The organism is Gleimia coleocanis DSM 15436, assembly GCF_000159015.1.
Classification (GTDB): Bacteria; Actinomycetota; Actinomycetes; order Actinomycetales; family Actinomycetaceae; genus Gleimia; species Gleimia coleocanis.
Window position 1 is genome coordinate 481,421 of sequence record NZ_DS999543.1, and the last position, 24,637, is coordinate 506,057.

The 24,637-nt window shown below is 48.6% G+C and carries 30 protein-coding genes and 1 tRNA gene; 22 read left to right on the plus strand and 9 right to left on the minus strand.

All coding sequences use genetic code 11. The annotated features are described in order from the left end of the window. Positions 1-7 precede the first annotated feature (7 nt). Both lpdA and HMPREF0044_RS04015 read right to left on the minus strand, forming a co-directional pair. The gene (lpdA, locus tag HMPREF0044_RS04010) at positions 8-1,384 is read right to left on the minus strand and encodes a dihydrolipoyl dehydrogenase (protein WP_006546833.1); all 1,377 of its coding nucleotides are present in this window, start codon (positions 1,382-1,384) and stop codon (positions 8-10) included. Between the two features lie 219 nt (positions 1,385-1,603). Then, complete coding sequence (locus tag HMPREF0044_RS04015; protein ID WP_040312929.1) at positions 1,604-3,070, minus strand: leucyl aminopeptidase; 1,467 nt, start codon at positions 3,068-3,070, stop codon at positions 1,604-1,606. Positions 3,071-3,164: 94 nt separating this feature from the next. On the opposite strand from HMPREF0044_RS04015, the gene HMPREF0044_RS04020 reads away from it, so the two are divergent. Next, entirely contained in the window at positions 3,165-3,695 is a 531-nt protein-coding gene (locus tag HMPREF0044_RS04020) for a hypothetical protein (RefSeq protein WP_006546835.1), read from the plus strand. Here HMPREF0044_RS04020 and HMPREF0044_RS04025 read toward each other — a convergent pair whose 3' ends face one another. Together HMPREF0044_RS04025 and HMPREF0044_RS04030 are read right to left on the minus strand one after the other, a co-directional pair. After that, the gene (locus HMPREF0044_RS04025) at positions 3,696-4,157 is read right to left on the minus strand and encodes a tRNA (cytidine(34)-2'-O)-methyltransferase (protein ID WP_006546836.1); all 462 of its coding nucleotides are present in this window, start codon (positions 4,155-4,157) and stop codon (positions 3,696-3,698) included. Positions 4,158-4,201: 44 nt separating this feature from the next. Then, a complete protein-coding gene (locus tag HMPREF0044_RS04030; RefSeq protein WP_006546837.1) occupies positions 4,202-4,744 on the minus strand; it encodes a YbhB/YbcL family Raf kinase inhibitor-like protein in 543 nt (180 codons plus the stop codon). A gap of 169 nt (positions 4,745-4,913) precedes the next feature. Between HMPREF0044_RS04030 and HMPREF0044_RS04035 the strand changes: the two genes are divergently transcribed. The 14 genes from HMPREF0044_RS04035 to HMPREF0044_RS04090 all read left to right on the plus strand — a co-directional run bounded on the left by HMPREF0044_RS04035 (position 4,914) and on the right by HMPREF0044_RS04090 (position 15,020). Further along, the gene (locus HMPREF0044_RS04035; protein ID WP_006546838.1) at positions 4,914-5,264 is read left to right on the plus strand and encodes a hypothetical protein; all 351 of its coding nucleotides are present in this window, start codon (positions 4,914-4,916) and stop codon (positions 5,262-5,264) included. Beyond that, complete coding sequence (locus tag HMPREF0044_RS04040; protein WP_006546839.1) at positions 5,265-5,609, plus strand: Y-family DNA polymerase; 345 nt, start codon at positions 5,265-5,267, stop codon at positions 5,607-5,609. Positions 5,610-5,896: 287 nt separating this feature from the next. Further along, positions 5,897-6,022 carry a hypothetical protein gene (locus tag HMPREF0044_RS08360; RefSeq protein ID WP_280985069.1) on the plus strand — a complete coding sequence of 42 codons (126 nt, stop codon included), beginning with the start codon at positions 5,897-5,899 and terminating at the stop codon, positions 6,020-6,022. 551 nt (positions 6,023-6,573) lie between these two features. Next, positions 6,574-7,083 carry a hypothetical protein gene (locus HMPREF0044_RS04050; RefSeq protein WP_006546842.1) on the plus strand — a complete coding sequence of 170 codons (510 nt, stop codon included), beginning with the start codon at positions 6,574-6,576 and terminating at the stop codon, positions 7,081-7,083. A gap of 61 nt (positions 7,084-7,144) precedes the next feature. Beyond that, the gene (locus HMPREF0044_RS04055; RefSeq protein WP_040312794.1) at positions 7,145-7,774 is read left to right on the plus strand and encodes a thymidine kinase; all 630 of its coding nucleotides are present in this window, start codon (positions 7,145-7,147) and stop codon (positions 7,772-7,774) included. A gap of 39 nt (positions 7,775-7,813) precedes the next feature. Then, positions 7,814-10,960 carry a DEAD/DEAH box helicase gene (locus HMPREF0044_RS04060; protein WP_006546844.1) on the plus strand — a complete coding sequence of 1,049 codons (3,147 nt, stop codon included), beginning with the start codon at positions 7,814-7,816 and terminating at the stop codon, positions 10,958-10,960. 31 nt (positions 10,961-10,991) lie between these two features. Further along, a complete protein-coding gene (locus HMPREF0044_RS07865; RefSeq protein WP_006546845.1) occupies positions 10,992-11,345 on the plus strand; it encodes a PHP domain-containing protein in 354 nt (117 codons plus the stop codon). A gap of 53 nt (positions 11,346-11,398) precedes the next feature. Further along, positions 11,399-13,150, plus strand: coding sequence for a DNA polymerase III subunit alpha (locus tag HMPREF0044_RS04065; protein WP_006546846.1), 1,752 nt, complete (start codon positions 11,399-11,401; stop codon positions 13,148-13,150). Between the two features lie 20 nt (positions 13,151-13,170). Then, positions 13,171-13,413, plus strand: coding sequence for a helix-hairpin-helix domain-containing protein (locus HMPREF0044_RS08295; RefSeq protein ID WP_006546847.1), 243 nt, complete (start codon positions 13,171-13,173; stop codon positions 13,411-13,413). Continuing rightward, on the plus strand, positions 13,395-13,580 hold the full coding sequence (locus HMPREF0044_RS08300; protein WP_006546848.1) for a hypothetical protein: 186 nt from the start codon (positions 13,395-13,397) through the stop codon (positions 13,578-13,580). The genes HMPREF0044_RS08295 and HMPREF0044_RS08300 overlap by 19 nt, the downstream gene beginning before the upstream one ends. A 100-nt stretch (positions 13,581-13,680) precedes the next feature. Further along, entirely contained in the window at positions 13,681-13,884 is a 204-nt protein-coding gene (locus tag HMPREF0044_RS04075) for a hypothetical protein (RefSeq protein ID WP_006546849.1), read from the plus strand. A 15-nt stretch (positions 13,885-13,899) separates the two neighbouring features. After that, on the plus strand, positions 13,900-14,406 hold the full coding sequence (locus tag HMPREF0044_RS04080; protein WP_040312795.1) for a CYTH domain-containing protein: 507 nt from the start codon (positions 13,900-13,902) through the stop codon (positions 14,404-14,406). Between the two features lie 6 nt (positions 14,407-14,412). Next, on the plus strand, positions 14,413-14,616 hold the full coding sequence (locus tag HMPREF0044_RS04085; protein WP_040312797.1) for a hypothetical protein: 204 nt from the start codon (positions 14,413-14,415) through the stop codon (positions 14,614-14,616). Between the two features lie 209 nt (positions 14,617-14,825). After that, positions 14,826-15,020 (plus strand): hypothetical protein, encoded by a 195-nt coding sequence (locus HMPREF0044_RS04090; protein WP_006546852.1) that lies wholly within the window; start codon positions 14,826-14,828, stop codon positions 15,018-15,020. A gap of 107 nt (positions 15,021-15,127) precedes the next feature. Here HMPREF0044_RS04090 and HMPREF0044_RS04095 read toward each other — a convergent pair. Both HMPREF0044_RS04095 and HMPREF0044_RS04100 read right to left on the minus strand, forming a co-directional pair. After that, positions 15,128-15,215 (minus strand) — tRNA-Leu (locus tag HMPREF0044_RS04095). Positions 15,216-15,298: 83 nt separating this feature from the next. Next, entirely contained in the window at positions 15,299-15,781 is a 483-nt protein-coding gene (locus HMPREF0044_RS04100) for a MarR family winged helix-turn-helix transcriptional regulator (RefSeq protein ID WP_006546853.1), read from the minus strand. 90 nt (positions 15,782-15,871) lie between these two features. Between HMPREF0044_RS04100 and HMPREF0044_RS04105 the strand changes: the two genes are divergently transcribed. Continuing rightward, on the plus strand, positions 15,872-16,525 hold the full coding sequence (locus HMPREF0044_RS04105) for an HAD hydrolase-like protein (RefSeq protein WP_006546854.1): 654 nt from the start codon (positions 15,872-15,874) through the stop codon (positions 16,523-16,525). Positions 16,526-16,567: 42 nt separating this feature from the next. Here HMPREF0044_RS04105 and HMPREF0044_RS04110 read toward each other — a convergent pair whose 3' ends face one another. Next, complete coding sequence (locus HMPREF0044_RS04110; protein WP_006546855.1) at positions 16,568-17,365, minus strand: hypothetical protein; 798 nt, start codon at positions 17,363-17,365, stop codon at positions 16,568-16,570. A 94-nt stretch (positions 17,366-17,459) separates the two neighbouring features. Between HMPREF0044_RS04110 and HMPREF0044_RS04115 the strand changes: the two genes are divergently transcribed. The 4 genes from HMPREF0044_RS04115 to HMPREF0044_RS04130 all read left to right on the plus strand — a co-directional run bounded on the left by HMPREF0044_RS04115 (position 17,460) and on the right by HMPREF0044_RS04130 (position 21,123). After that, positions 17,460-18,146, plus strand: coding sequence for a DsbA family oxidoreductase (locus HMPREF0044_RS04115; RefSeq protein ID WP_006546856.1), 687 nt, complete (start codon positions 17,460-17,462; stop codon positions 18,144-18,146). 14 nt (positions 18,147-18,160) lie between these two features. After that, positions 18,161-18,643 (plus strand): pyrophosphohydrolase domain-containing protein, encoded by a 483-nt coding sequence (locus HMPREF0044_RS04120; RefSeq protein ID WP_006546857.1) that lies wholly within the window; start codon positions 18,161-18,163, stop codon positions 18,641-18,643. A gap of 40 nt (positions 18,644-18,683) precedes the next feature. Then, positions 18,684-20,609 carry a M3 family metallopeptidase gene (locus tag HMPREF0044_RS04125; protein WP_141553829.1) on the plus strand — a complete coding sequence of 642 codons (1,926 nt, stop codon included), beginning with the start codon at positions 18,684-18,686 and terminating at the stop codon, positions 20,607-20,609. Between the two features lie 133 nt (positions 20,610-20,742). Then, a complete protein-coding gene (locus tag HMPREF0044_RS04130) occupies positions 20,743-21,123 on the plus strand; it encodes a hypothetical protein (protein ID WP_006546859.1) in 381 nt (126 codons plus the stop codon). 111 nt (positions 21,124-21,234) lie between these two features. Here the strand turns inward: HMPREF0044_RS04130 and HMPREF0044_RS04135 are convergent, their stop codons facing one another. Next, a complete protein-coding gene (locus tag HMPREF0044_RS04135; protein ID WP_006546860.1) occupies positions 21,235-22,179 on the minus strand; it encodes an aldo/keto reductase in 945 nt (314 codons plus the stop codon). Positions 22,180-22,225: 46 nt separating this feature from the next. Between HMPREF0044_RS04135 and HMPREF0044_RS04140 the strand changes: the two genes are divergently transcribed. Both HMPREF0044_RS04140 and HMPREF0044_RS04145 read left to right on the plus strand, forming a co-directional pair. Then, complete coding sequence (locus tag HMPREF0044_RS04140) at positions 22,226-23,086, plus strand: undecaprenyl-diphosphate phosphatase (RefSeq protein WP_006546861.1); 861 nt, start codon at positions 22,226-22,228, stop codon at positions 23,084-23,086. Positions 23,087-23,099: 13 nt separating this feature from the next. After that, complete coding sequence (locus HMPREF0044_RS04145; protein WP_141553830.1) at positions 23,100-23,765, plus strand: HAD family hydrolase; 666 nt, start codon at positions 23,100-23,102, stop codon at positions 23,763-23,765. A gap of 12 nt (positions 23,766-23,777) precedes the next feature. Here the strand turns inward: HMPREF0044_RS04145 and HMPREF0044_RS04150 are convergent, their stop codons facing one another. Next, positions 23,778-24,623, minus strand: a complete 846-nt coding sequence (locus HMPREF0044_RS04150) for a RecB family exonuclease (protein ID WP_006546863.1) — start codon at positions 24,621-24,623, stop codon at positions 23,778-23,780. Between the last annotated feature and the right edge of the window lie 14 nt (positions 24,624-24,637).

The following is a 24,637-nucleotide window of genomic DNA, read 5'->3' on the forward strand; positions in this document are numbered from 1 at the left end:
GTGTTTATCAGTCGTGTGCGTGCAGTGCCTTGCCAGCAAGTGCCAGCGCTGCTTCACCGATGGATTCGTTCTGGGTTGGGTGTGCGTGAATGAGCGCAGCCAAGTCTGCTTCATAGGCTTCCCAGTTAACAATCAGCTGGCCTTCGCCAACCTGTTCGCCCATACGAGCGCCGATTGCGTGGAAACCAACGATTGGGCCATCAACCACGGAAACCAGCTTAACGAAACCAGCGGTGTCCAGAATCTGGGACTTACCATTGCCAGCTAGGTTGAATTCAACAGCCTTAACCTTGTCTTCACCGTACTGTTCCTTAGCCTGCTTTTCAGTCAGACCTACGGAAGCGATTTCTGGTTCACAGAAGGTTACGCGTGGGATGCCGGATTCTACGATTGGCTGTGGGTTTAGGCCAGCGATCTCTTCTGCGACGAACAGACCCTGTGCGAAGCCACGGTGTGCCAGCTGCAGACCTGGAACGATATCGCCAACTGCGTAGATGTTACCAACACCGGTGTGCAGACGATCGTTTACCAGCACGAAGCCACGGTCCATAGGGATACCGTTTTCTTCGTAACCCATGTTTGCAGTCTGTGGGCCACGACCAATTGCCACCAGCAGTACGTCAGCATCGTAGGTCTTACCATCAGAGGTAGTTACGTGTACGCCGTGATCGTCTTGGGTGACGGACTGGAACATGGTCTTAGTCTTGAAGTTAATCTTGCGCTTACGGAAAGCACGTTCCAGGTTCTTAGAGATAGCTTCATCTTCGTTAGGAACCAGGTGTGGCAGGCCTTCAATGATGGTTACGTCAGTGCCGAAAGAGTTCCATACGGATGCGAATTCAACACCGATTACGCCACCGCCCAGGACTACTGCGGAGGATGGAATCCAATCCATCTGCAGTGCCTGTTCGGAGGTGATTACTCGACCTTCAATGTTCAGACCTGGGATGGTCTTAGAGTAGGAGCCGGAAGCTAAGATGATGTTCTTGCCGCGGTATGCCTTGCCGTCTACAGTAACGGTGTCAGGAGCAGTCAGACGACCCCAACCGTTTACGTATTCAATGTTGCGGCTCTTTACCAGGCCCTGCAGACCCTTGTAGAGCTTGCCGATGACGCCGTCACGGTATTCGCCTACGCGCTGCATATCGATTCCCATGAACTGGGAGTTAACGCCGAAGAATTCAGAGTGCTTTACGTTTTCAGCAACTTCAGCAGCGTGCAGGTATGCCTTGGTTGGAATGCAGCCACGGTGGAGGCAGGTGCCACCCAGCTTATCGCCTTCGATGAGAGCTACTTTCAGGCCCAGCTGTGCGCCGCGCAGTGCAGCGGCGTAGCCACCTGATCCAGCACCAAGAATGACAATGTCGTACAGTTCTTCACTCACGTGATACTCCTCTGTGCAATGTAGATGGACCGGCAATGGTCACACTTGGGTCTATTGTCCCACTTTTGTGGGGGCTTTGTCTTGAAAAAACGTCCGTTTCGAACGTGATATATCAGCCAAAACTAGCCGACAATAGTTCCTATATAAATGGTAACGCTCATTCAGAAAGATTGTTAACTTTCTGAATGAGCGTTACCTCTAATGAGTTATAAAAACATCTCAGGCAAGGGTTTCCAACCACTCGACCAGGGTCAAAACGCCCATGCCGGTAGCACCCTTAGCATTCGCACCCCAAGGTGCTTCATCATTGAATGCCGGACCAGCAATATCAATGTGAGCCCAAGGCTTAGCGCCAACAAACTCCTGTAGGAAAATACCTGCGGTGAGCATGCCACCCCAACGAATGCCAGAGTTCTTAATGTCGGCAACCGTAGTGTTCAAAGTTGCGCGCAGGTAGGAAGGTAGCGGAGCAGCCCACATCGCTTCACCCACTTCATTCGCAGCGGAAACAATTACGTCGCGAACTTCCGGAGTTCCCATTACACCAGCGGTGCGAACCCCTAAACCAACCATCTGTGCGCCAGTCAAAGTTGCTACATCGACAATTGCATCAGTATCAGTTTCAGCTGCCAATGCCAAAGCATCAGCCATCACTAAACGACCTTCAGCATCGGTGTTAGTGGTTTCCACACTCAAACCGTTGCGCATAATCAGTACGTCAGATGGGCGCTGAGCAGTGGAAGAAGGCAGGTTTTCAGCCAAAGCCAAATAGGTGGTTACAGCTACTGGCAGTTCCAACTTGGCGGCAGCCAGAGTGGAAGCTAAAACGGTAGCAGCACCCGCCATATCGCACTTCATAGTTTCCATAGATTCAGATGGCTTCAAAGACAAGCCACCAGAGTCAAAGGTAATGCCCTTACCAATGAATGAAACCTTACGTTCTGCGCCTGCTGGAGTGTAAGACAGCTTCACTAGACGTGGCTTATGAGTGGAACCCTGGCCAACCGCCACGATGCCACCACAGTTTTCAGCAACCAGACGTTCGAAGTCCCAAACTTCAACTTCGATTCCCAGTGGAGTAGCAACTTCCTCAGCGTAAGCTGCGAAAGTTTCTGGGTAAAGGTCATTAGGAGCTCGGTTAACCAAGTCCATAACTTCAATCATGGAAGCCGCTAGAACCTGAATGCGGGTGATAGCCAGTTCTTCATCCAAATCTTCAGGTGCCAAAATAACGATTTCATCTAGCACATTAACCTCGTGGTTACCGTACTTTTTGAATTCATAGTTACCCAGCAGCGCGCCTACGCCAGCAGAAACTACCTCATCGAAAGAAACATAGGCTCCCGCCAGAACTACTTTGCTAGCTTTAGAGCCACGGACACCAATAGCCGCATAGTGGCGGTGGCGACCGGTACCAGCCATTTCAATGCCATCATCGAAGCTAGTACCACGACGCTTAGCCATTTCACTTACTTCGGTACCAATCAAAGCAACCTTAGTTGCAGCAGTGCCGCAGGAAGGCAAAGTAGTGAGGGAACCAGCTTCGTGAGAAGCCTGCAGCTGCTGAGCAGCGGTAGCTAGTTCGGGGGCGTCTACATTAATAACGCCGTTTTCGTTCAGGTATGCAACCAGCAGGTCAGCAGAAACTGCTGCTGGGTTTTCGTAAATAAAAGAAATATTTGTCATAGCTTCTAGTCTAACTAAGTTTATTTCTAAGGGCATAGTCTTACCTATGTGCTTGCGGTAAAGAAAATACTCTTTGAGTAGATATACTCAACGTATGAGTATTTTTCAGAAACTGGTTAGTTATTGCAAAGCGCCCTCCGGACAGTGGCCTGCCAGCCGCCTTTCTCCGGTGCGCTCTGCGAAAGACCAACGTGGTCCGGCCTGGGGGTTGGGGCGCGTTGTAATCGCCAGTTTTTGGATTAGCTCACTGTGGTATCTGTGGGCAGAAGCCACCAGCTTAGTAAAAATGATTGCCGGTCAAGACGCTAGTTTTAGTACCTCTGAGACGGTTACCAGCTGGTCTGTGGCCCTGGGGAAACTACTGCCGGTTTTGTTGTTTTTTGTGATTGCGGTTTCTTTAACTCACAATGGGCGACGGATGCGTAAAGTAGGCGGAATTTCGCTTCTATTAACCGTTTTAGGTTTACTATCGACCTTGATTAGGGATGAAAAAACTGCCTCCCTGGTGTGGTTGAACCTGGGAAGCAGCTTCTATTATCTGCCGCTAATTCTCAGCTGCGTTGGCTTTGTCTGGCTCTGGTGGTCCAACCCGCGCCGCATCGTAGAACTAGCTGAAAAATTCTGATTAAACCCCGCCTGGATAACCCAGCTGGCGCCATGCTTCATAAAGCACGATAGAAGCAGAGTTAGTTAAATTCAAAGAACGACGTTCAGGGAGCATGGGGATACGTGCCGCCAGCTTCACTTGTGGATGATCTAAAACCCACTGAGGCAGTCCGGTGCTTTCCTTACCGAATAGCAGTGCGTCTCCATCTTGGTAGCTGATATCACCGTAGAAAGTGGTGGCATGCCCGGTGAAAGCGTAGATGTTACCTTCGATTCCGGCAAAGGCGTCTTCTAAATCTGGGTGGGTTTGGACGTGTGCTAAGTCGTGGTAGTCCAGTCCAGCACGACGCAGTTTGGAATCCTCCATGTCGAAACCGAATGGTTCTACCAGGTGGAGCATGCTTCCGGTGCAGGCTGAGAGGCGAATCGCAGCGCCTGAGTTTCCAGCGATTTCTGGTTCAAAGTAAATAATGTGCAACACGATGTTTAGTTTAGGTTATCTGCGGGCTAGTTTCATACCTGTTTTTAGTTTTCTGCAGGTTCTTGGTAGGTGAAAGTGATGGACGCGCGCGCAATGGTGTGGAATAATGCGTGGAAAGAAGCGGTGGTGATGGTGGTGTCGTCGGCTAGTTCTAAGCTGTCTACATCCAGTGCATGAACCGTGAAAACGTAACGGTGGGGGCGGTCTCCTGCTGGTGGGGCGGCACCGAAGTAGTTTGGTTCGCCTGTGTCATTTGGTAGATGGTAGGCGGGGCCGTCTAATTCTAAATCTGAGAATCCGGCGTTTTCTGCGAGTTCAGTTTGAGAGGCGGGCAGGTCGAGGATACCCCAGTGCCAGTAGCCGGCGGGAGTGGGGGCGTCGGGGTCGAAGCAGGTGATGAAGAATGATTCGGTTTCTGCTGGGAAGTCGCTCCATTTTAAGTGTGGGGAGATGGAGCCTCCGGCTGCGGTTTGGGTAGCGGGGAGGGTGCTGTCTGCTTCTGCAGTTTCTGAGATGAGGGTGAAAGAGGGGACTGGGGGAAGTGTCTGGTCTGGGTGGGGCGCTAGTGGGCGGGCGTATAGGTCCATGGTTTTCTTTCTGTCGTTTATTTTTAGTTTAGCTTAGGGGTTTGGGTGGGATTTTATTTTCCGAGGGCGGATGGGAAACTCTTAATGAAAATAATTTTGTCAGTGCAGTGGTGGTAGATTTAGAACAAGTGTTCGATAGGTTTCTTGGGGGGGGAAATGAGATACGGAAATGTCTGCATTAGCTCTCGAAATGCCTCAGTCTCTGCAAGCGCAGCGTTTAGAAAAAGCTCGCTTGCAACTTATTGTTGCTGAAAATAACTTGGGTTTAGCTTCGCAGCAGAGCCGAAATGGGAAAGTTTGGCATGTGGATGGAAGTAACCAACAACTTTTACAGGTTTTAGCGGATCTAATCGATGGTTTTGACGTAACTGTCTGTGGAAATATTTTCTTAAATAACCGTGAACAAACTAGGATTGCTGCGAAAGTTCGTAAACGTAAAAACTTACTTTTAACTTTGCAGCCCTGGGTGGGCATATCTCGAAACTGGAGTTTTGAAACTGCTTGGAAGCAGGTGGGATAAATGCCGGTAGTTTTAGTGTTAATCCCAGATTGGGAAACGAATTCACTAGTAGTTGAGGTGCCTCCGGGAGCATCCGCTGTGACGGTTAATAAAGGAAAAGTTAGCGCAGTTACGAAAGCCGCTACACACTTTGGGGTAGAAGTAGGGATGAAACTGGGGTTAGCCCAGCAACTTTGTGCGGATTTAGTAGTTTTAGCTGAAGATAAGTTACGCGCGCAACGGGCATTTCTGCCAGTTTTAGAGGCTTTAGATGAAGTTTCTGCTTTTGTGCAGGCTGTGCGCCCAGGGCTAGCAATTTTCCACTTCCAAAGAACTTGGAAGCAGAGTTTTTGGGAAACTCTTTAAATGCTACTATTTCTAAATTTTGGAAGCAACAGTGGACACTGTAGCTACTTATACGGGAGCAGAATCTTATGTGGCAGCTGGGGAAAGCCTGTTAGATGCTTGGCATAATCTATAACTACTTACCGCACGCGAAAACGCAAATACGTGAGATAAAAACAACGGGTGAGTTAGAACTTTTAAGTTTAAGGCAACTGCTACCTGAAACAGATCAGTACTTTGCCCAAATGCTTAAGGAACTACAAAACCTCGGAATCTTAAAAATAGCTGATTTGGAAATACTGGGGTGGGTGACTCTTAAAACTAGGTTCGGTTTAGCAGCGCAAACTTTAGAACAGCTACTTAACGGTAAAACTAACCATACTTTAGAGATTCCAGAAGCTACCGAAATTCTTATTCGGCTAGCGTTGGAATAACCTGTGCAGGATCCGCTTTTAATCGTGGGACAACTTTTATAAGGGATTCAAGAACTATTACAAAAATTACAAGGCCGGCAAATAAGTGCCCAGAATCTGCTAATTAAAGCGAAAATACGGGTTCCTTCAGAAACTGCCTGGGAAGAAGGCTTAAGTGAATACGTGCTTAAAGAGCTAGTTCGTAACTGGGCTTTATTTCAGTTTCCTACACCGCAATATTTAATCAGTCGAGTGCAGTGGTAACTATAGGTTTGGCTACAAACTTTGAGCAGCACAATGCCTACGCAAGCATTTATGCGACCTGCAGGTAGGGAAGTAATAGCAGTAGACTTATCCCTCTTACATTTTGGAATAGTAGAAGTGGAATTAGTAGCCACAGATTTAGTGCCAGTGGCTGTGAATGCGCAGAAACTATGGGGAAATAAAACAGCCAGTGAATTAAGAGCAATAAACGCCGCCCTCAAAATCCAAACTAGGTTAGGAAACGGGCAAGTACAGCAGCTAAGAGTAGTTCCTGGGTGGGACTCCCACAGCCGGGTGGAATACCGCGAATGGGGAGAAAAAATAATATCCCTACCCTGCAGCTAGGATATTTACCGCACCAAGAGCACCGCGAATGGGGAGAAAAAATAATATCCCTACCCTGGGAAAACTGGCAATTTAAAAGCAAACTTGCAGACGAACCTAACTATCAGCAGGCACAACGCTGGGTAGGAGCAATAGAAGGGCCAGCACCTGCAGTAGTTTTTGAAAAACCTTGGGAATGTAACCTGCAAACAATGGACCTTGCCCCCATTAACTTAACTGAAAGTGGAATGTTACAAGGAGCTCCCCACTACCTACGTTTTCTTCAAAAAACCTGTCAGCAGCTACAGGATGAGGGGATAGTTTTAGAAACTGAAAATCTGGTTGAAGATTATCAAGGTTCCTGGATGCAACTGGGAAAATGGTGGGAAACTCCGCAGAAAACCGGGAAAATCTGGTTAAAGATTAGGGTCGGAAACCAATGGCTACTGGTAGTGAAGTACCAGAGAAAATGGTGGCTAATGGGAAGTTGGTGACTGCCAAAAACGGATGCTAATAAGTTAAACTAACAGAGGATAAGACTATTAAGGAGACAAAGTGGCTAAACTGTATTTCCGCTACGGCGCTATGAACTCAGGTAAGTCCACAGCTCTTTTACAAGCAGCCTACAACTATGAGGAACGCGGGCAAAGAGTAATTTTAGCAAAACCCGCTATCGACGTTAAAGGCGACGCGCAAATTGTTTCACGCCTGGGAGTAACTCGCACCGTACACATGCTGGTGGGTGCAGAAGAAAATTTCCGTGATTGTTTCTTAGAAATCGCTTCCGGACATGACGAAAATGCCCTGGTTAAAGATGTAGCTTTAAAACCAGTAGCAGCTCTACTAGTAGATGAAGCTCAGTTTTTCACCCCACAGCAAATCGATGATATGTTCCGCATCGCGGTGTTAGATAATGTGCCGGTGCTGGCATACGGTATTCGCACAGATTTTCAAACTGTCGCCTTTCCCGGAGCAAGGCGACTTCTGGAAATCGCTCATACTTTAGAAGAACTAAAAACCATTTGTCGCTGTGGGCGCAAAGCTGTATTCAACGGGCGAACTGTAGACGGGAAATTTATTTTCGACGGCGACCAAGTAGCTATCGATGGTGTCGCCGTAGGCTACGAATCCCTCTGTGGCGCATGCTACCTTGAAGAGTCAGCTGGGAAACTCCAAGACCGTTAAACACGTAAATACTGGGAATACACTCGAAAAGACTTTGTTGTGGAATTACTAAACGCACCACAAAATACAGTCCAGCCCAAAACAGCACTGCAAAAAACCCTGGCGAATATTACAGAAGAAGCTTGTATTCGCCTTGTCGGTCCAGCTACTTTTGGGCTGGGTAAAGTAGCTGCCGAAAGAGGTGACGTTACTTTCTACCAATTCAACGCCGAAAATACCGAAATTACGGCGAAAGTAAAAGGTGGGGGATTATCCTACACCTGCTGGATTAGCCAGCCCGGCAAAACAGTACGTGAACTTGACTTACGTTGCGCCTGCTCAACCGGCACCTACTGTAAACACGTAATGGCAGCCCTGTGGAAAGTACAGGGGCAAACCCAGCATCACGCAGAAACTTGGCGCGACAGCTTAGAAAACTTCCTCTCAAAAACCACTGGGGGAGAACCCCTAGCGTTGGTAGTAGACACTAAAGCCACCCCCGCTGAAATCACTATTCGCCGCCAAGGACAAAACGGAAACTGGGTATCGGCTCGCGCCAGCTGGGTAGACATGACTTCCACCAAATGGGTTTCCGTAACCGACGGGCTACGTAGTGACCATTTAAGTTTTATCCGCAAACTCTGGAATCAAGCCCAACGCTCAGTAACTTGGGTAAACTCACGCTCTGTCACCCTCCTCAACCTAGAAGCAAACGCCTGGAAACTCCTTAAACAAGCTGAAAAACTAGGAATCTACCTTTTCCTAGACGACACAGAACACCCCCTGGAACTCGCCACAGATGAAATCCACCTTAAATTCGACAGCTACACCAGCGAAAACGGCGACATTGAACTAAAAACAGTTGGGCAATATGATTCAGAAATCATCACCTACCCGCAAATCGTAGATTCACAACCCGCCCTCGTGAAATACGCAGACCGAATGTTAATCCCCGTGAGCGAGGAAAGCCACCAACTGCTGGACCCCGCCAAACAACGCCGTCGCATCCTGATTCCCGCCACAGACGTTGCCGAATATCAAACCCATTATCTGCCCTATCTAAACCACTTGCTGGTAGCTAACCAAACCCTCCACGGGCCGTTCATAAAAATCATTGCCGATCTAAACGGCCATCTCATTAAACTCAGCTGGGAAGTCGCATACGGGAACTCAGAACACACCCTGAAACTTAGCTGGATGAACGCCCTCAGCGCCCGCCCAGAAGATAAAGACATATTCACCCAAGTCCGCGACTACGTAACCACCCACACGCCGCTAGAATGGGGATTAGACCCCCACGTGCCCGAAACAGAAATCGGACTAGAAAACTTCACCCACCTAATCGATTTAAAAAATAAAACCGCTACCGAATGCGAATACCTGCAATGGGAACTAAGTGACGCCATAAAACAACTCCAAGTCGCTACAAACCCCATAAAAATCAGTCTGAAACCAGCAGTCAAACTAGACGTAAATAAGCCAGACTGGTTCAATCTAGAAGTCGCAATCGAAGTAAATGGACAGGCCATTCGAGTTGAAGAAGTCCTCCGCGCCCTGCATGAAAATCGCTACTGGGTTACCACTGAAAACGGTACGTGGGCAGAAATTAACCCCGCCCAAATCGACCATTTACGGGCAATCCTTGAAAGTGTAAGCGAAAACCCATGGGAACACGCGCACATCAGCGTTCCCCGCATTCGCTTAGGCGCCCTCTCAAGCCTCGAACACTACGCGGTAAACACATCCGCCCTGGGAAACTGGATCAGCGAACTAAACGAACTAATCGCAGATACCCCAGAACGTGGTTTAGCCACTCCTAAAGAAGTTACGCTGCGTCCCTACCAAGAAACCGGGGTAGCTTGGATGGACCGAGTAACCTCACGCGGATACGGAGCAATCCTGGCAGACGACATGGGCTTAGGTAAAACCCTGCAGATTCTCAGCGTTATTGAAACCAAACGACTCCACAAAGAACTGAAACACGGGGTAGTAGTCGCCGCCCCCACCTCAGTAATCGACGTCTGGCAAAAAGAAGCCAACCGCTTCTACCCAAGTCTAAAAGTAGCCACCATCAGAGAAAGCGCTAAAAAACGCAGCCAAAGCCTAGAAAAACTTATTGAAATACACGATGTGCTGATAACCTCCTGGACACTTCTACAAATGGACCAGGAAGAATACCGGAAACTCACCCTCGACGGCGCTATCTTTGATGAAGCCCAAGCCATCAAAAACCCGCGCACCGCGCAGCACAAAGCAGCGAAAAACCTGCAAGCACACTGGAAAATCGCCTCTACCGGCACACCCGTAGAAAACAGTTTGGCAGACCTGTGGGCAATTATGCGGATCGTAAATCCTGCTCTGCTGCCCGGATACACTGCCTTTAACTCCGAATACGGTAAACGCATTGAAATGAACGGGGAAAGCGCAGCTGCAAAACGCCTACAAGCCCTTACCCAGCCATTCATGAAGCGACGCACCAAGAAACTCGTTGCCCCACAGCTACCCCCAAAAATTGAACAAACCATCTACGTGGAGCTATCTGCTAAACACCGTAAGACCTACGACCGCTACCTAAACCAACATCGTAAAGAACTCCTCGCACTGGCTGAAGACACGCACAGCCAAGGATTCAAAATCATTACCGGTCTCAACCAGCTACGCCAATTAGCCCTAGACCCACAATTAGTCGAAAAAGACAAAGACTGGCCAGAATCAGCTAAAACACAAGCCCTGATTGACCTTTTGCTACCCCTACAGGCAGAAGGAAAGAAATCCCTGGTATTTTCTCAATACACCAGCTACCTGCAGCGAATCCGCACTGCTCTAAACGAAGCTGGCATCACCACCAGCTATTTAGACGGAGGAACCCAAAAACGTGGGGAAGTAATCGAAAACTTCAAACACAGTGACACCAACGTTTTCCTCATCTCCCTCAAAGCTGGAGGAACCGGCCTCACCCTCACCGAAGCCGAAAACGTCTTTATCCTTGACCCCTGGTGGAATCCCGCCACTGAGAACCAAGCAATTGACCGCGCCCACCGTATCGGACAAGAAAACACCGTTAACGTCTACCGACTCTGCTCAGCTGACACAATTGAAGAAAAAGTTATGGCCTTGCAGGTACACAAACGTCAAGTTGCCGACGCCATCATTGGTGAAGAAGTAAAAGCCCTGAGCATAGCGGAACTTAAAGAAATCCTCCAGTGAATATCGAACAAGTGTTCGATGTAATGGGTGGGTGAGTCCAGAATACGCAGAACTACACGCCCACAGCTGCTACAGCTTCCTACACGGCGCAGACCAACCCCCTCATCTCATCGACACCGCTTTGAAACTCGGGCTAACCGGCATCGCCCTCATCGACTACGACGGAGTCTACGGAGCCGTCCAAACCGCCCAAGCAGCTAAAAACACCCCACTAAAAACCGTATTCGGAACAGAACTCACCCTCAACGACCCCACTTACGGGCTAACACACTTACCCGTACTGGCAAACAACCTCAACGGCTACCACCAAATCTGTAAACTTATCTCCACTAAACAACTCCACCACACTGAAAAACCCGCCACCTCTTCACCTGGGAGGACTTAGCTACCGGCACGCTCGCGGACTGCACGATTTTAACGGGGACATCTAAAGGCCCCTTGCGACAGGCTTTAGAAGCAGGTGGGTTGGAAGCTGGAAAACGTCAGTTGGATTTTTTAAGCGAGGTTTTTAGCCGAAAATTAGCGGTAGAGTCCACTTTAGTAACTGAACGTGACCGCGAATACGTGAGTCAACAACTGGGGCTTTTAGCCAAACAAGCGGATCTACCACTGGTAGCAACCACAGCTGCCCGGGCGGCAGATCTGCGTTCACTGCGCAAATCTCACGTTCTCAGAGCCATACAAATGCAGGGGAGCCTCAGCCAAGTTGAACCATTTTTAGAAGCGTTTCTCCCTATCTTGCGTTCTGCTGCGGATATGGTCCAAATTCATAAGTATCATCCAGAAGCAGTTACGAATGCAGCGCAGTTAGCTGGCGAAATAGCGTTCGATTTTCGCCTTTTAGCCCCCCAGTTACCAGTTGGGCAAGTTTCTGCAGGGGAAACGGAAACTGCTTGGTTGCGTAAGTGTGCTTACGAGGGCGCCAAACTGCGCTACGACAGCAGAGCTGAAAACCGTAAAGCCTGGGAAACTATTGACCATGAGCTTAAAATCATTGCTAATCTGGGGTTTTGCGGGTACTTTCTGATAGTTAAAGAAATCGTAGACTTCTGCAAAGCAAACGATATTCTTTGCCAAGGCAGAGGTTCTGCCGCTAACTCTGCGGTTTGCTACGCCTTAGGAATCACTGCGGTGGACGCGGTTTATCATCGCCTCATGTTTGAAAGGTTTCTTTCCCCAGACCGATCAGGACCGCCTGATATTGATATCGATATTGAAGCTAAACGCCGTGAAGAAGTTATTCAACACGTTTTTGAAAAATACGGTCGCCATAATGCTGCGCAGGTAGCGAATGTGATTACCTACCGGCATCGTTCAGCTATCAGAGACGCAGCTAAGGCCTTTGGATTTAGTGAAGAAATCGCATTGCAGTGGGATAAAGAATATTGTGCTGAAGCTGGTTTAGTGAAGTTTGTTTTACTGGGTTTAGGGATGCTCACGGCACTGCGACGCATGTTTTCCGCCCTCGAAAAACAAGGATATGTGCAGGCTGACGGACGCAAACTTGACTTATATTCCCTCCCCGCAGAAGACCCCCAAGTATGTGACCTATTATGTGCAGATGACACCGTGGGAGTATTCCAAGTGGAATCGCGCGCCCAGATGAATACGCTACCCCGCCTGCGTCCACGCTGTTTTTACGACCTAGTGGTAGAAGTTGTGTTAATTCGTCCTGGACCGATTCAAGGCAACGCGGTTAATCCGTATTTGCGTAGGTGCCTGGGGAAAGAACCAGTACGTTACGTAGATGAGCTGTTGAAACCGATTTTGGAACGCACTTTGGGTGTACCATTTTTCCAAGAGCAGCTTATGCAAATCGCGGTAGAAGCCGCTGGGTTCTCTGCAGCTGAAGCTGACCAGCTGCGTAAAGCCATGGGGTCTAAACGGAGTGAAGAACGCATGCGGAAACTGAAGCCACAGTTGTACGCGGGGCTGGCGCAAAACGGAATCGTAGGGGAGCGGGCTGAGGAAATTTTCGAATATTTTTCAGGTTTTGCGGAGTTTAGTTTCCCTGAATCTCACGCGTTTTCTTTCGCCTATATTGTTTACGCTTCCGCATGGATGAAAGTGCATTTTCCGCATGAGTTTTATGCATCGATTATTGCTTCCCAGCCGATGGGGTTTTATTCAGTGTATTCGCTGGTGGCGGATGCTCACCGACGAGGAGTGCGGGTTCTGCCCCGGATGTAGGATATTCGCAGTGGCTGACGGTGGTTGAAGAGACGCTTTCGGGTAAAGCTGTGCGTTTGGGGTTTCAACAAGTGAAAGGGCTGAGCCGAGAGAGCGCTAAACGGCTGGTGCAAGCGCGGTTGGAGCAACCGTTTATTTCTTTAAGTAATGTGGCGTCGCGTGCTTATTTGTCGGAAGCTGAGTTGCGTTTACTGGGGTTGGCAGGAGCATTTGAGAGTTTAGGAGTGAGCCGGCGGGAAGCCGCGTGGCAGGCGCGGTTTTAGCACAGTCTAAGTTGCAGCCGACTTTGCCGGGCTTAGAGTTTGCTGCGGTGTCGTTGCCGGCTTTGGGGAAGGTTGATGAGCTTGCGGCGGATTATGAGTTTACGCGGGTGAGTAGCCGGCATCCGTTTGAGTTTTGCGCCCAGATTTGCGTGAGCTTGGGGTTTTAGCGTGCGCGGAAGTGAAGTCTGCGGCTGATGGTGAACGTGTGTGGGTTGCGGGGATTGTTACGCACCGGCAACGCCCTGCGACGGCTGCAGGGATGACGTTTTGGCGTTAGAGGATGAGACGGGTTTAGTGAATGTGATGTGCTCTGTGGGGTTGTGGAAGCGTTTTCGAAGTGTTGCGGTGAATGCTTCTGGCTTGTTGGTGCGGGGAAAAGTGGATGCTGCTGATGGTGCTTTTGTAGTGGTGGCGGATAAGATTGAAGAGTGTCAGGTGGCGGCGTCGGCGCAGTCGCGGGATTTTCGGTGAGTTTAGGTGGTTAGTGTGGCTGTTGAGGTTGAGCGTAAGTTTTTAGTTGCTGGGGATGGTTGGCAGCAGTTGGTGCGGGATTCTCAGCATTTTGGGCAGGGTTATTTGGCAGCGTCTGAGAATTGTTTGGTGCGGGTGCGTGTGGGTGCGGATACGGCTTGGTTGACGTTGAAGGGCCGCGATATGCAGGCGGGTTCAGAGTCCGGTTCTGTTTCCGGTTCTATTTCCGAGGGCGGTTTATTAAAGCGTTTCGAGTTCGAATATGAGATTCCAGTGGCTGACGGCCAGCAGCTTTTAGAACAGTTAACCTACGCGTCTTTAGAAAAGACGAGGTTTTTCTTAGATATGCCAGAATATGACTGGACGGTAGATGTTTTTTCGGGGCGTTACGCGGGACTGGTTTTATTAGAAATCGAGGGCTCCGGAGTGGAATCTTTAGACGCTGCGAAGCTACCAGATTGGGTTGGGGCAGAGGTCAGCAACGATCCTGCTTATGCGAATGCAAACTTAGCGAAGAAGTAAATGAGCATGAGTATTGAGCGTTTTGAAAATATTACCAAGTTAAGTCAGCTCCGTGGAATGGTGCTTACGGAGGAAGAAAAAGCGCAGGTAACTATAGAAGACATTGAAGAACTTTTTCTCCGTTTAAATCGTTCATTGAGTGGAGTGTATTACTGCGCCGATCGTTTATTTGGAAATATTGGCTGGGATGAAGAATACTTCTACGACTAGACTTTATCTTATGCTCGAATTTGGCTGACGATTTAGTGGTTGATTAATATTTTTCTTCCCTGACGGATATTAGAACGGTTTTCAGAAAAACAGTCTAATATCCACTAGAAATCATGGGGTTGTAGCTGATAATAGACAGTTTTTCTCAGAACCCGTCTAATATGTGTCTACTAGAAAGATGTGGATTGGGAGTGGGGATTAAGAGAACTATGAACGTACGAGATTTAACTAAGATTGAAACGTTAGAAGAATTGCGTGATATAACACTTACTGTAGATGAGAATGAAGTTCTTGAAGATTCATTTCTTAGTGAGCAATTAACTCGTTTAGGCGTGAAAAAATTCATCATGGTTATTTTATTCCGCGTTTACGAGGATATATCTCATGGGACTATATCGGTTTGATTGACTAACTGGCAGTTTAGCCTAAGTTGCTTGCGGCAACCGACCGATGAAAGCCAGGCGCACAACAAAAAAGTTTCCCTTGATTTCTCAAGGGAAACTTTTTGTTGTGCGCGAAAGGGGACTTGAACCCCTACTCCCGTTAAGTTAGGAACCAGCACCTCAAGCTGGCGCGTCTACCTATTCCGCCACCCGCGCAGGAGTGCTATCTGGATGAATATTCATCAAGACAACACATAAACTTTACCATGAATCTAACGCAGACTCATAATCGGCTATTCTCAGAACCGGTGGTTTATGTCACGCAATGCAGGAAGATGCTCTTCCAAAGGCGCGAAAATGCGGGAGAGTTCCTCTTGATCAGCAATGCTCAAAAGGCTGAGGAAATGCTGGCGGAACAAGTCACGTTCCATCGCATTCGCCTGCTCCCAAATGCGACGACCATCGTCAGTAATCTGTGCGATATAGCCACGACCATCCTTAGCGGAAATACTCTTTTCAACCAGATTACGTTCAATCAGGCCAGAGATAACGTAGGAAAGTCGAGAAGGTGAGAAACACATATTGTCTGCCAGAACACCCATGCGCATTGACCCGTCCTCGGCTAAGTAAAGAGTAGTCAGTGCTTCATATTCTGCGGGTGCCAGGTGTAGCTCATTTTTAATCTTGGTATTTCGCATGAACGACAGTCGCATGGATACTTCAGAAAACACCTGCCACGCGCGGTCGCGTACGAATTCAATGTGTTCTAAATCTGCTGCCATTATTCGAAACTCCACTTATTTGAGCTAAAAACTGTACTAGGATATTACTATTTACCATAGCAAATATTTCCCAGGGGAGAAGAAAAATAAATGGAAACACCGATTGTAATCTTTGATTTAGACGGAACTTTAACTGATTCAGCTCCCCTCATCATGGAATCTATCAACTACGCTTTGGAAAAAATCGGTAAGCCACGTGAAACTCCCGCTGATTTACCACGCTGGGTGGGTCCACCTTTAGCAGTTTCCTTCCGCGATTTCGCTTTCGTCCCTGAAACCGGCATTGCAGACGCGATTGCTGCCTACCGTGAAAATTACGGTAAATACATGTTCGACGTCCCACTTTTCGAGGGCGTTATTCCAATGCTTGACGCGCTGAAAGCTGCGGGCGTCCCTATGGCGATTGCTACTTCAAAGGTTGAACGCCTGGCACGACCTATTGTCACGGAAGTTGGTTTAGGCGACTATTTCAGCTACGTTTGTGGCGCGAAAGATGACGGCGCACACCACACTAAAACTGACCTTATTAAAGAAGTCCTGGACTACTTTGCATCGCGAGGATATTCAACCGCTGAAGCGTATATGGTGGGGGACCGCATTTACGATATCGAGGGCGGCAATGAAAACTCTGTGAATACCATTGGTGTTGGCTGGGCTGGCACTGATGAAACCGAATTTTCAAAAGCAACCTATATTGCACCTACCCCAGCGGACTTAGTGAAAATCGTTCTAAAAGGCGCCTAACACTAAGTAAAAATACACGCTTAATAAGACGAACGGGTTGAGTCAGTAGCCTCTAATCCAAAAGATTACCGGCTCCCACGCTTCAGGATTAGTGACCGCAGAATCACCTGGAGGAGCAACCACTACAAATTCGCCTTCAGCCGGCATTCTCAGCAGGGGGCCGAAACCAACTAAAGTAGTTCCCCCAGGCTGCGGGTCCTCATACTTGGAACGCAGTGACTGTACAGACATAGCCCCGTGGAACTGGCGGTCATTTAAAAGCAACTTAATCATGAGACTCAGGCGAGTATCTGCCGCGTCAACACGCAACCGTTCTAAATCTTTCGCCCAAACTTTCGATGCCTTATTAGGCTTACCTGAGAAAGCCATTAGCTGAACGGGTTTACGGATCCACAGGTTATCGTCGTCAACTGTCAAACCAAGCTCCATGCCCTGAGCAACCCACCCACGTTGCATGAAATTAGTAAACGTCCGCTGATGCACCTTACCTTGATGTAACGGCGCAAAACCAGCTAAAACTAACCCCAGAAGCAGAGCAAAAACTGAAGCATAAGCTAAAAACTGAAGTAGGAAAGTCAGTAGGCTGGTTTTCCCCGTGGCGCTAAACCACGCTGGTAGTAAACCAGTCCAAGAAGCAACTCCCTGGGCATTTAAAACCAACACATTCATGAACCCAGCAACGACTCCCACTGCAATTAGCAGTAGTGCAGAACGTAATAAATCATTACGAATGATTACTTGAGCGCGGAAATTAGCATAATCGCTGAGAGAATCCGTCAAGTGTTGAATCTGCGCAACATTGATCTCACGCAGATTAGGAGCGTCATTAGAGCTGGTCATAGTTCAACCATACCAACCCTTTTAACTGCACCACCAGATTTGTAAGCCTGAACTAGGGTCGCCACCACCTCTAAAACCCAGTAAAATAACGGTTATGCATATTGATATTTGGTCCGACGTAGCTTGCCCATGGTGTTACCTGGCAGTGCGCCACCTGCGCAAAGCATTAACGAACTTCCCACACAAGAATGAAGTAACCGTTCGCCTGCACGCCTACTTCCTGCAACCAGAACTCACTGGTGTTGATGAACGCAGTGAAGCCCAGTACCTGGCAGAAACTAAAGGGATGAGTGTTGCCGAAGTAAACCAAGCGCTGGAAGCTGTCTCAAACTTAGGGGCCCAAGAAGGTATTAATTTTGACTGGGAAAACATTAAAGTTGCTTCAACTTCTAACGCCCACCGACTGATTTGCTTAGCCCGAGAAATCGACGTAGAAAAAGACACCACTAAAGGACCCGACACACTGGAACTGAAAGTGCATGAAGCACTGGCACGCTCCCGTTTTGAATACGGCATGAACCTCGCTAACCCGGAATCCTTAGTAGCCCTGGCAAACGACTTCCAGATCGACGGAGAACGAGTATTCTCCGCCCTCGAAAATCAAGAATATGCCAACGAAGTATTTTCTGATTTCCAAATTGGCGTGCAAATGGGTGTGAATGCGGTGCCCGTTTTCATTTTCGACAATGCTTTCCTAGTTGAAGGCGCCCAACCGGTCGTAGCCTTTGAAAACGTACTCAAAACCGCCTGGAACCACGCGAATCCAGACCACCAAATCTAAACAAAAGGAAAAACATGAGCGAAAACCCAGCTCTGCGTCCCTACGACCCAACTCGCCCAAATGAACTCGTCAAGCAGTTCCATGAAGTATACAACCTGCCAGTAATGATGGGGGAAACCCCAACTTGCGACCGAGACCGCATCCACATGCGAATGAGCCTCATCAGTGAAGAATTTGCTGAACTCACCGGCGCACTCTATGGCAAAAAAGCCCGCGAAATCGTTGAAACAGCAAACCAAGCAGCAAAAGACGCTGATGATCACACTCGCGATACCGTTGAAGTAGCTGACGCCCTGGCAGACCTGGTTTACGTAATCTACGGGATGGCACTGGAATGTGGCATTGACTTAGACGCTGTGCTGGCAGAAGTCCAAGCCTCTAACCTGTCAAAACTAGGAGAAGACGGCAAACCAATCTACCGTGCAGACGGTAAGGTTCTGAAAGGCCCCGGTTTCTTCCCACCAAACGTAGCGAAAGTACTTGGGCTGGCAGAATAAGCCACCCCGCAAGTTTAAAATCAGACACCAAGGAGAAAAAATGAGCCAGATTGAAAAGCGCTTAGTAGACTTTTCTGAACTCACCCCAGAAGAATGTCAGAAGCGTTTCGACGCAGCTACAGAAACCTACTTAAAAGCCGTTACTGAACTGGAAACCGCTGAAGCAACCGTAGTTGGCTTCCTGGAACCGCTGGATGAAATTTCAGCAGCTTTCTCTGAAGCAATCAGCGTGTTGTTCCACATGACTTCTGCAGTAGGCGGAGCAGACTACGAGGCTGTCGAAGGCTACATGTTCTCAAAGATGACGGAAGTTGATGCGCAATACCGCACCAATAAGGCAATCTATGAAAAGTTCGTAGCTTTAGAATCCCAGGAGTTGGATGAAGAATCTGCGACCCTAGTTGAAACTGAACTCCTGAAGTTCCGTTTGGGCGGTATCGCATTGTCTGCTAAAGACCAGGCCGAGCTGGCGTCGTTGAATAAGGAAATTGCACAGATTGCTACTCAGTATTCTCAGCGTGTGTCTAAGCAACTGGCAACTGAATGGGAGATTGACGGACAGAAGTTCACTCCGAATAACTACACTCTGCAGGCTGTATTAGCAGACTTAACTGATCCGGCATTGCGTGCGAAGCTGTTGGAAAAGTCCCTGGAACGTGGTTTCGGTAATGATCCAGAAACTGATACTCGTCACTTGGTTAAGGCGATTGTGGAGGCTCGTTTCAAGCGTGCTCAGCTGTTGGGATACCCAACACACGCGGACCTGGTGATTGCGGAAGAAACCGCGCCTTCCGTTTCCGCTGCTCAGCAGATTCTGTCCGAGGTCGGCAAAGCAGCTCTAAAGAAGCTGAATGAAGAGGCTAAAGAATACGCAACCCTAGCTGCAGAAGACGGGGTAACAGAGTTTAAGACTTCCGACTGGGCATTCTATGAAGGCAAAGCAAAGGAAGCTGCTCTGGGTCTGTCTAACGAGGCATTGAAACCATATTTGGAATTGTGGACGGTTCTGGAACAGGGCGTATTCTTTGCTGCTAACCGTCTTTACGGGATTACCGCAACCTACCGTCCAGAGCTTAAGGGCTGGGACCCAAGCTGTCGCGTTTACGAAATCCATGACGAAAACGGTAAGAGCCTGGGGCTGTTTATTGCAGATATGTTTACCCGCCCAGGTAAGTCCGGTGGTGCTTGGATGAACTCTTTGATTCAGGGGTACGCTGGTACTGACCATGAATCCATCATCATTAACTGCTGTAATTTCACTCCCGTTGCAGAGGGTGAGAAGAAATACCTGATTTGGGATGATGTTGAAACTCTGTTCCACGAGTTCGGTCACGCACTGCATGGTCTGTTGTCTAAGACTAAGTATGCTTTGACTGCTGGTACGAACGTGCCACGTGACTTCGTAGAGCTTCCATCTCAGCTGAACGAAATGTGGGCGTATCATCCGGAAGTGATTGCGAACTTCGCACGTCACGCGGAAACCGGGGAAGTGATTCCAGCTGAAATGTTGGCACAGCTGCAGAAGTCTAAGACTTTTGGTCAGGCATACACCACCGTAGAGTTTACGGCTTCTGCATTGTTGGATCAGCTGTGGTACACCGCAAACCCTGCTGAAATTGGTTCTGTTGAAGAATTTGAAGCTGACGCTTTGCGTCGTAGTGGCGTTTACTCTGAGCTGGTTCCACCACGCTACCGTACTACTTACTTCCCACATGCTTTTACTGTTGGGTATGATGCTGGCTATTACTCTTACATGTGGGCTGAAGCTCTGGTAGCAGAGTGTGAACAGTGGTTCCGTAACGTTGTTGCCGTTGATGGTGATGGCGGTTTGAATCGCGAAGCTGGACGTAAGATTGAAGCTGAAATTCTATCCCGTGGTGCGTCACGTAAGCCGAATGACTCTTTCGTGGCTTTGATTGGTCATGATGCTCGTGCAGAAACTATTCTGACTCGTCGTGGTCTGTGAGTTTTGAAACGCATATGATTTCAGCGTAAAACGTAATTAAATGGGGGCTTATTCCTAATCCGGATAGGGGATAAGCCCCCATTATTATGCGAACGGGTACGTTTTTAACAGCTTTTAGGTTAAAGTTGAGGGTATGGGAACTAATCCGCAAGATTCACTGAACCGTTTAATCGCTGCGCTGGAAGCGCACTCTCAAGCTGCCCGTTCAGCACACCTGTCTGGCTCAGACGATACTGCTGTTCTGGAAACGGCAGAGGAACGCTTGCGTGACGCGTTCTTCACTTACGATGATATCCTCTTCAACCACTATGGCATTGATTTACCATTTGAAATGCTGGGTGAACGCGACGACGATTTCGATGATTTTGATGACGAAGATGATGACTTCGACGATGAAGATTTCGACGATTTTGATGACGAAGACGATGACTTTGACGAGGATGATGAAGAATTTGAATTCGACGAGGACGGCGTTTACGTCTACATTGATTTAGAGGATGAAAAACTGCGTTAGTTAGAGATTAATAAATGTGCCCCGCGTCTAGACGCGGGGCACATTTTGCGTGGGAATCCCGGTTCGCGCGTTTTGCTTGCGTGGGAATCTCAGTTCGCGCACAGGAGGTAGTTAGAACTCTGAAACCTCATCTAAAGCCTGCAAAATTAAACCAGGAACAGTTAAATCAGCCCCAGAAAACAGCTGTTGTGCTTGAATCTCAGTACGTGGCCCAACCAATGCCGAAGTAACTCCCGGCTGTGCCTGCAACCAAGCAAGAGCCACATCCCACGGAGCCAGTTCTAAACCCTTAGCTGCCGTCATTAAAGCCTCCACTACAGGCACAGAGTCTGCCCCCAAATATGGCTGTACAAAACCAGCTAAAGTTGGTGAAGCCCCACGAGAATCAGACGGAGTAGAATGCCGATACTTACCAGTCAAGACGCCTCTAGCTAAACCAGACCAAGCAATGAAACCCACATTATTTGCTTCCAACGCAGGTAACAGCTCAAGCTCAGCTTGCCGATTCAACAACGAATACTCACCCTCCACAACCGCAAGTGGGGCAGACATAGCTGAGCGACTGTAAGCCAGGGCAGTAGCAGTATCCCAAGTAGAGAAGTTAGAAATACCGAAGTAACGAATCCGCCCACTACGTAAGGCGACGTCAACAGCAGCTAAAGATTCTTCTAAAGGCGTATCCACATCAGGACGGGAAAGCAAATACACGTCTAAATAGTCAGTGCCTAAAGCCTTAAGAGTCCGATCTAAAGAATTCAACACCGCATTACGGTGGTTACCTGCTCGCAGAGCGCCCTCGGCAGAATAAAAACCGCCCTTGGAAACTAAAATTGTTTCCTCCCGCGAAAAATCAGATGCCAGCAGAGAACCTATTACAGACTCTGCTTGGCCCTCTCCATAGGTGGGGGAAGTATCCAGCAGGTTGCCGCCAAACTCATTGAAAACCCGCCAAATCTGGCGTGCCTCATCTAAGGACGTGTCTCGACCCCAAGTAAGAGTTCCCAAGCCAAGGGAAGAGACAGGCAGGCCAGTAGATCCAAGAAAACGTTGTTGCACGCTTATAATCGTATCTGGAATATCATCGAAAGTAGGGTATTTTCTTATGAATTGGTTTGAAGCCTTAATCCTGGGCCTGGTGCAGGGACTTACCGAGTTCCTCCCGATCTCATCCTCCGCGCACCTGCGCATCACCGGGGAACTACTGGGAATGAAAGACCCAGGTGCTGCTTTTACGGCAATCACTCAGATTGGTACCGAAACGGCGGTGCTCATCTACTTCTGGAAAGACATTGTTCGCATCATTAAGCAGTGGTGTTTGGCTTTACCATTTGCGCCCGCCGGCAAACGCGTACCTCAAACCGATGCGGATGTCCGTTTAGGTTGGATGATTATCGTAGGTTCTATTCCCATTGCGGTGCTGGGGCTTCTGTTAGAAGACTGGATTGACGTGCAGTTCCGCAACCTGTGGATTACGGTTACGATGCTGGCTTTTTTTGCCCTGTTGCTTGGTTACATCGATAGGGCAGCACCGCAAGAAAAAACCCTCGGTAAGATGAGTTGGAAAGACGCTGTGCTGTATGGCTTCGCACAAGCTATGGCTCTGATTCCTGGGGTGTCTCGGAGCGGTGGCACTATCACTATGGGGCGTTTTCTGAACTATACGCGTGAAGAAGCTGCTCGCTATTCATTCCTACTAGCTATGCCGGCGGTGTTTGCTTCTGGTTTCTATAAGCTGGCGAAAGTGCTGGCGGGTTCGGAACAGTTGGATATGGTTCCTACCTTATTTGCTACGGTGATTGCTTTCGCCGTTGGATATGTGGTGATCGTGTGGTTCTTGAAGTTGGTTTCTACTAAGTCTTATAGCGTTTTTGTCTGGTACCGATTGGGTTTGGCTGCTTTTATCGCGGTATTGTTGGCATTCGGTGTGCTTGACGCGGTGCCGGCTGTGGCTGGCGCGCACTGATTAGAGGAGTTACGTGAGTTTACCTAAAGCGTTGCTATTCGATATGGATGGCACCCTTATTGATTCTGAAATTTATTGGCAAACAGCTGAAACTCGCCTTTTTGAGTCCCTTGGGGAGGTTTGGAAGCCTGAGATTAGCGATCAGTTGGCGGGTCGTTCCCTGGTTGATGCGATTGGCATTATGAGTGCGGCAACGGGAGTGGATTTAGATCCGGCTTCGGCGATTGAGTTTTTGATTAATTCAGTTCACCAGCAGGTTTCCGAGGGCGGTGCTCCCTGGCTTCCAGGAGCTTTAGAAACCTTACAGTTGGCAAAAACTCTGGGGGTTAAAACTGCGTTAGTGACTTCCTCATATCGCCAGTTCACGCAGTCTGTTGTGGATCAGGCATTCCCTGGGGCTTTTGACGCTGTGGTTTGTGGCGATGAGGTGAAGTATGCGAAGCCACATCCGGAACCGTTCTTAAAAGCCGCTGAGCTGCTGAACGTAGAGATTACTGAGTGCATGGCTTTTGAGGATTCTCCGTCGGGTAGCCGTGCGGCGATAGCGTCTGGCGCCTTAACTTGCATTGTGCCCGGTGTGAATCCAGTGCCGTCTGGTTTAGATGCACTCTATATTGAGGGACTAAAAGTGATTACTGCAGAGTGGTTGGAAAATACTTGGAGTAATCACCGGAAGTAGCGGTTAGAGATTTTATGCGGGGGCGTTGTGGATAGTGAGAAGCTGTTCCACAGCGCCCTCGGGAATATCCGGAACCGTATTTCCAAAAACGGGGCACATTTCTTTAACTCCACACCAGTTACAAAGTGGTTGCTTGCGTGGGTAGAAATTCCCCGTATTGCAAGCGTGTTCAATCTGTTGCCAGATTTGTGTCAGGTAGTGTTCGAAAGCATCGACTTGCTCAGGCTGCGGGTCAAAAGTGAGGGTTTTCCCGTCGCCTAAAAACACTAGCTGAGTCCGCGCTGGGACTCCGCGCCCGGCTTGACGCATCAAAAGTGAGTAAAACCGCATTTGATGGAGTTTGTCTTCCATGTACTGCGGGCGTGGGGACTTACCAGTCTTATAGTCAACAATCCGAATAGCCCCGTTAGGCGCCTTGTCAATGCGATCAATAAAACCACGAATCGCTATTCCTGAGGAAGTTTCAGCATCAACTAAAAGTTCTCGTGCGTAAGGTTCTAAACGCTGTGGATTCTCCATCTGGAAGTACGATTCAACTAATGAATTTACTTCAGCTAACCATTGATTTAAAGCGGATTCTTCAGTAAACATCGCTTGAAATTCAGGGTCTTTCGCGAACATTTCTTGATACTGCGCAGCGGTTAAAGACTTTGCAGTTTCTAGATTCCGCATTCCCGCTTGATAGTCATAAATATGTTCTAAAACGGCATGTACTAAAGTACCTCGAGTAGTCACAGGATTCGGTGGTTCGCGAAAGCCATCCAGGTAGATAAGTCGAAACTTCAACTGGCATTGTTTCCAAGTTGAGGTAGAAGTCGCAGAAAGAGCTTTGCGTCGAGTAGCCTGTGATTCACTCATAATTGATAGACTAC

Bases quoted from the DNA above. Each gene is read 5' to 3' on its own strand.
- HMPREF0044_RS04015 (WP_040312929.1), bottom strand. From the start codon at position 3,070: ATGACAAATATTTCTTTTATTTACGAAAACCCAGCAGCAGTTTCTGCT.
- HMPREF0044_RS04020 (WP_006546835.1), top strand. From the start codon at position 3,165: ATGAGTATTTTTCAGAAACTGGTTAGTTATTGCAAAGCGCCCTCCGGA.
- HMPREF0044_RS04030 (WP_006546837.1), bottom strand. From the start codon at position 4,744: ATGGACCTATACGCCCGCCCACTAGCGCCCCACCCAGACCAGACACTT.
- HMPREF0044_RS04035 (WP_006546838.1), top strand. From the start codon at position 4,914: ATGTCTGCATTAGCTCTCGAAATGCCTCAGTCTCTGCAAGCGCAGCGT.
- HMPREF0044_RS04040 (WP_006546839.1), top strand. From the start codon at position 5,265: ATGCCGGTAGTTTTAGTGTTAATCCCAGATTGGGAAACGAATTCACTA.
- HMPREF0044_RS04050 (WP_006546842.1), top strand. From the start codon at position 6,574: ATGGGGAGAAAAAATAATATCCCTACCCTGCAGCTAGGATATTTACCG.
- HMPREF0044_RS04085 (WP_040312797.1), top strand. From the start codon at position 14,413: ATGAGTATTGAGCGTTTTGAAAATATTACCAAGTTAAGTCAGCTCCGT.
- HMPREF0044_RS04090 (WP_006546852.1), top strand. From the start codon at position 14,826: ATGAACGTACGAGATTTAACTAAGATTGAAACGTTAGAAGAATTGCGT.
- HMPREF0044_RS04100 (WP_006546853.1), bottom strand. From the start codon at position 15,781: ATGGCAGCAGATTTAGAACACATTGAATTCGTACGCGACCGCGCGTGG.
- HMPREF0044_RS04105 (WP_006546854.1), top strand. From the start codon at position 15,872: ATGGAAACACCGATTGTAATCTTTGATTTAGACGGAACTTTAACTGAT.
- HMPREF0044_RS04110 (WP_006546855.1), bottom strand. From the start codon at position 17,365: ATGACCAGCTCTAATGACGCTCCTAATCTGCGTGAGATCAATGTTGCG.
- HMPREF0044_RS04115 (WP_006546856.1), top strand. From the start codon at position 17,460: ATGCATATTGATATTTGGTCCGACGTAGCTTGCCCATGGTGTTACCTG.
- HMPREF0044_RS04120 (WP_006546857.1), top strand. From the start codon at position 18,161: ATGAGCGAAAACCCAGCTCTGCGTCCCTACGACCCAACTCGCCCAAAT.
- HMPREF0044_RS04125 (WP_141553829.1), top strand. From the start codon at position 18,684: ATGAGCCAGATTGAAAAGCGCTTAGTAGACTTTTCTGAACTCACCCCA.
- HMPREF0044_RS04130 (WP_006546859.1), top strand. From the start codon at position 20,743: ATGGGAACTAATCCGCAAGATTCACTGAACCGTTTAATCGCTGCGCTG.
- HMPREF0044_RS04140 (WP_006546861.1), top strand. From the start codon at position 22,226: ATGAATTGGTTTGAAGCCTTAATCCTGGGCCTGGTGCAGGGACTTACC.
- HMPREF0044_RS04150 (WP_006546863.1), bottom strand. From the start codon at position 24,623: ATGAGTGAATCACAGGCTACTCGACGCAAAGCTCTTTCTGCGACTTCT.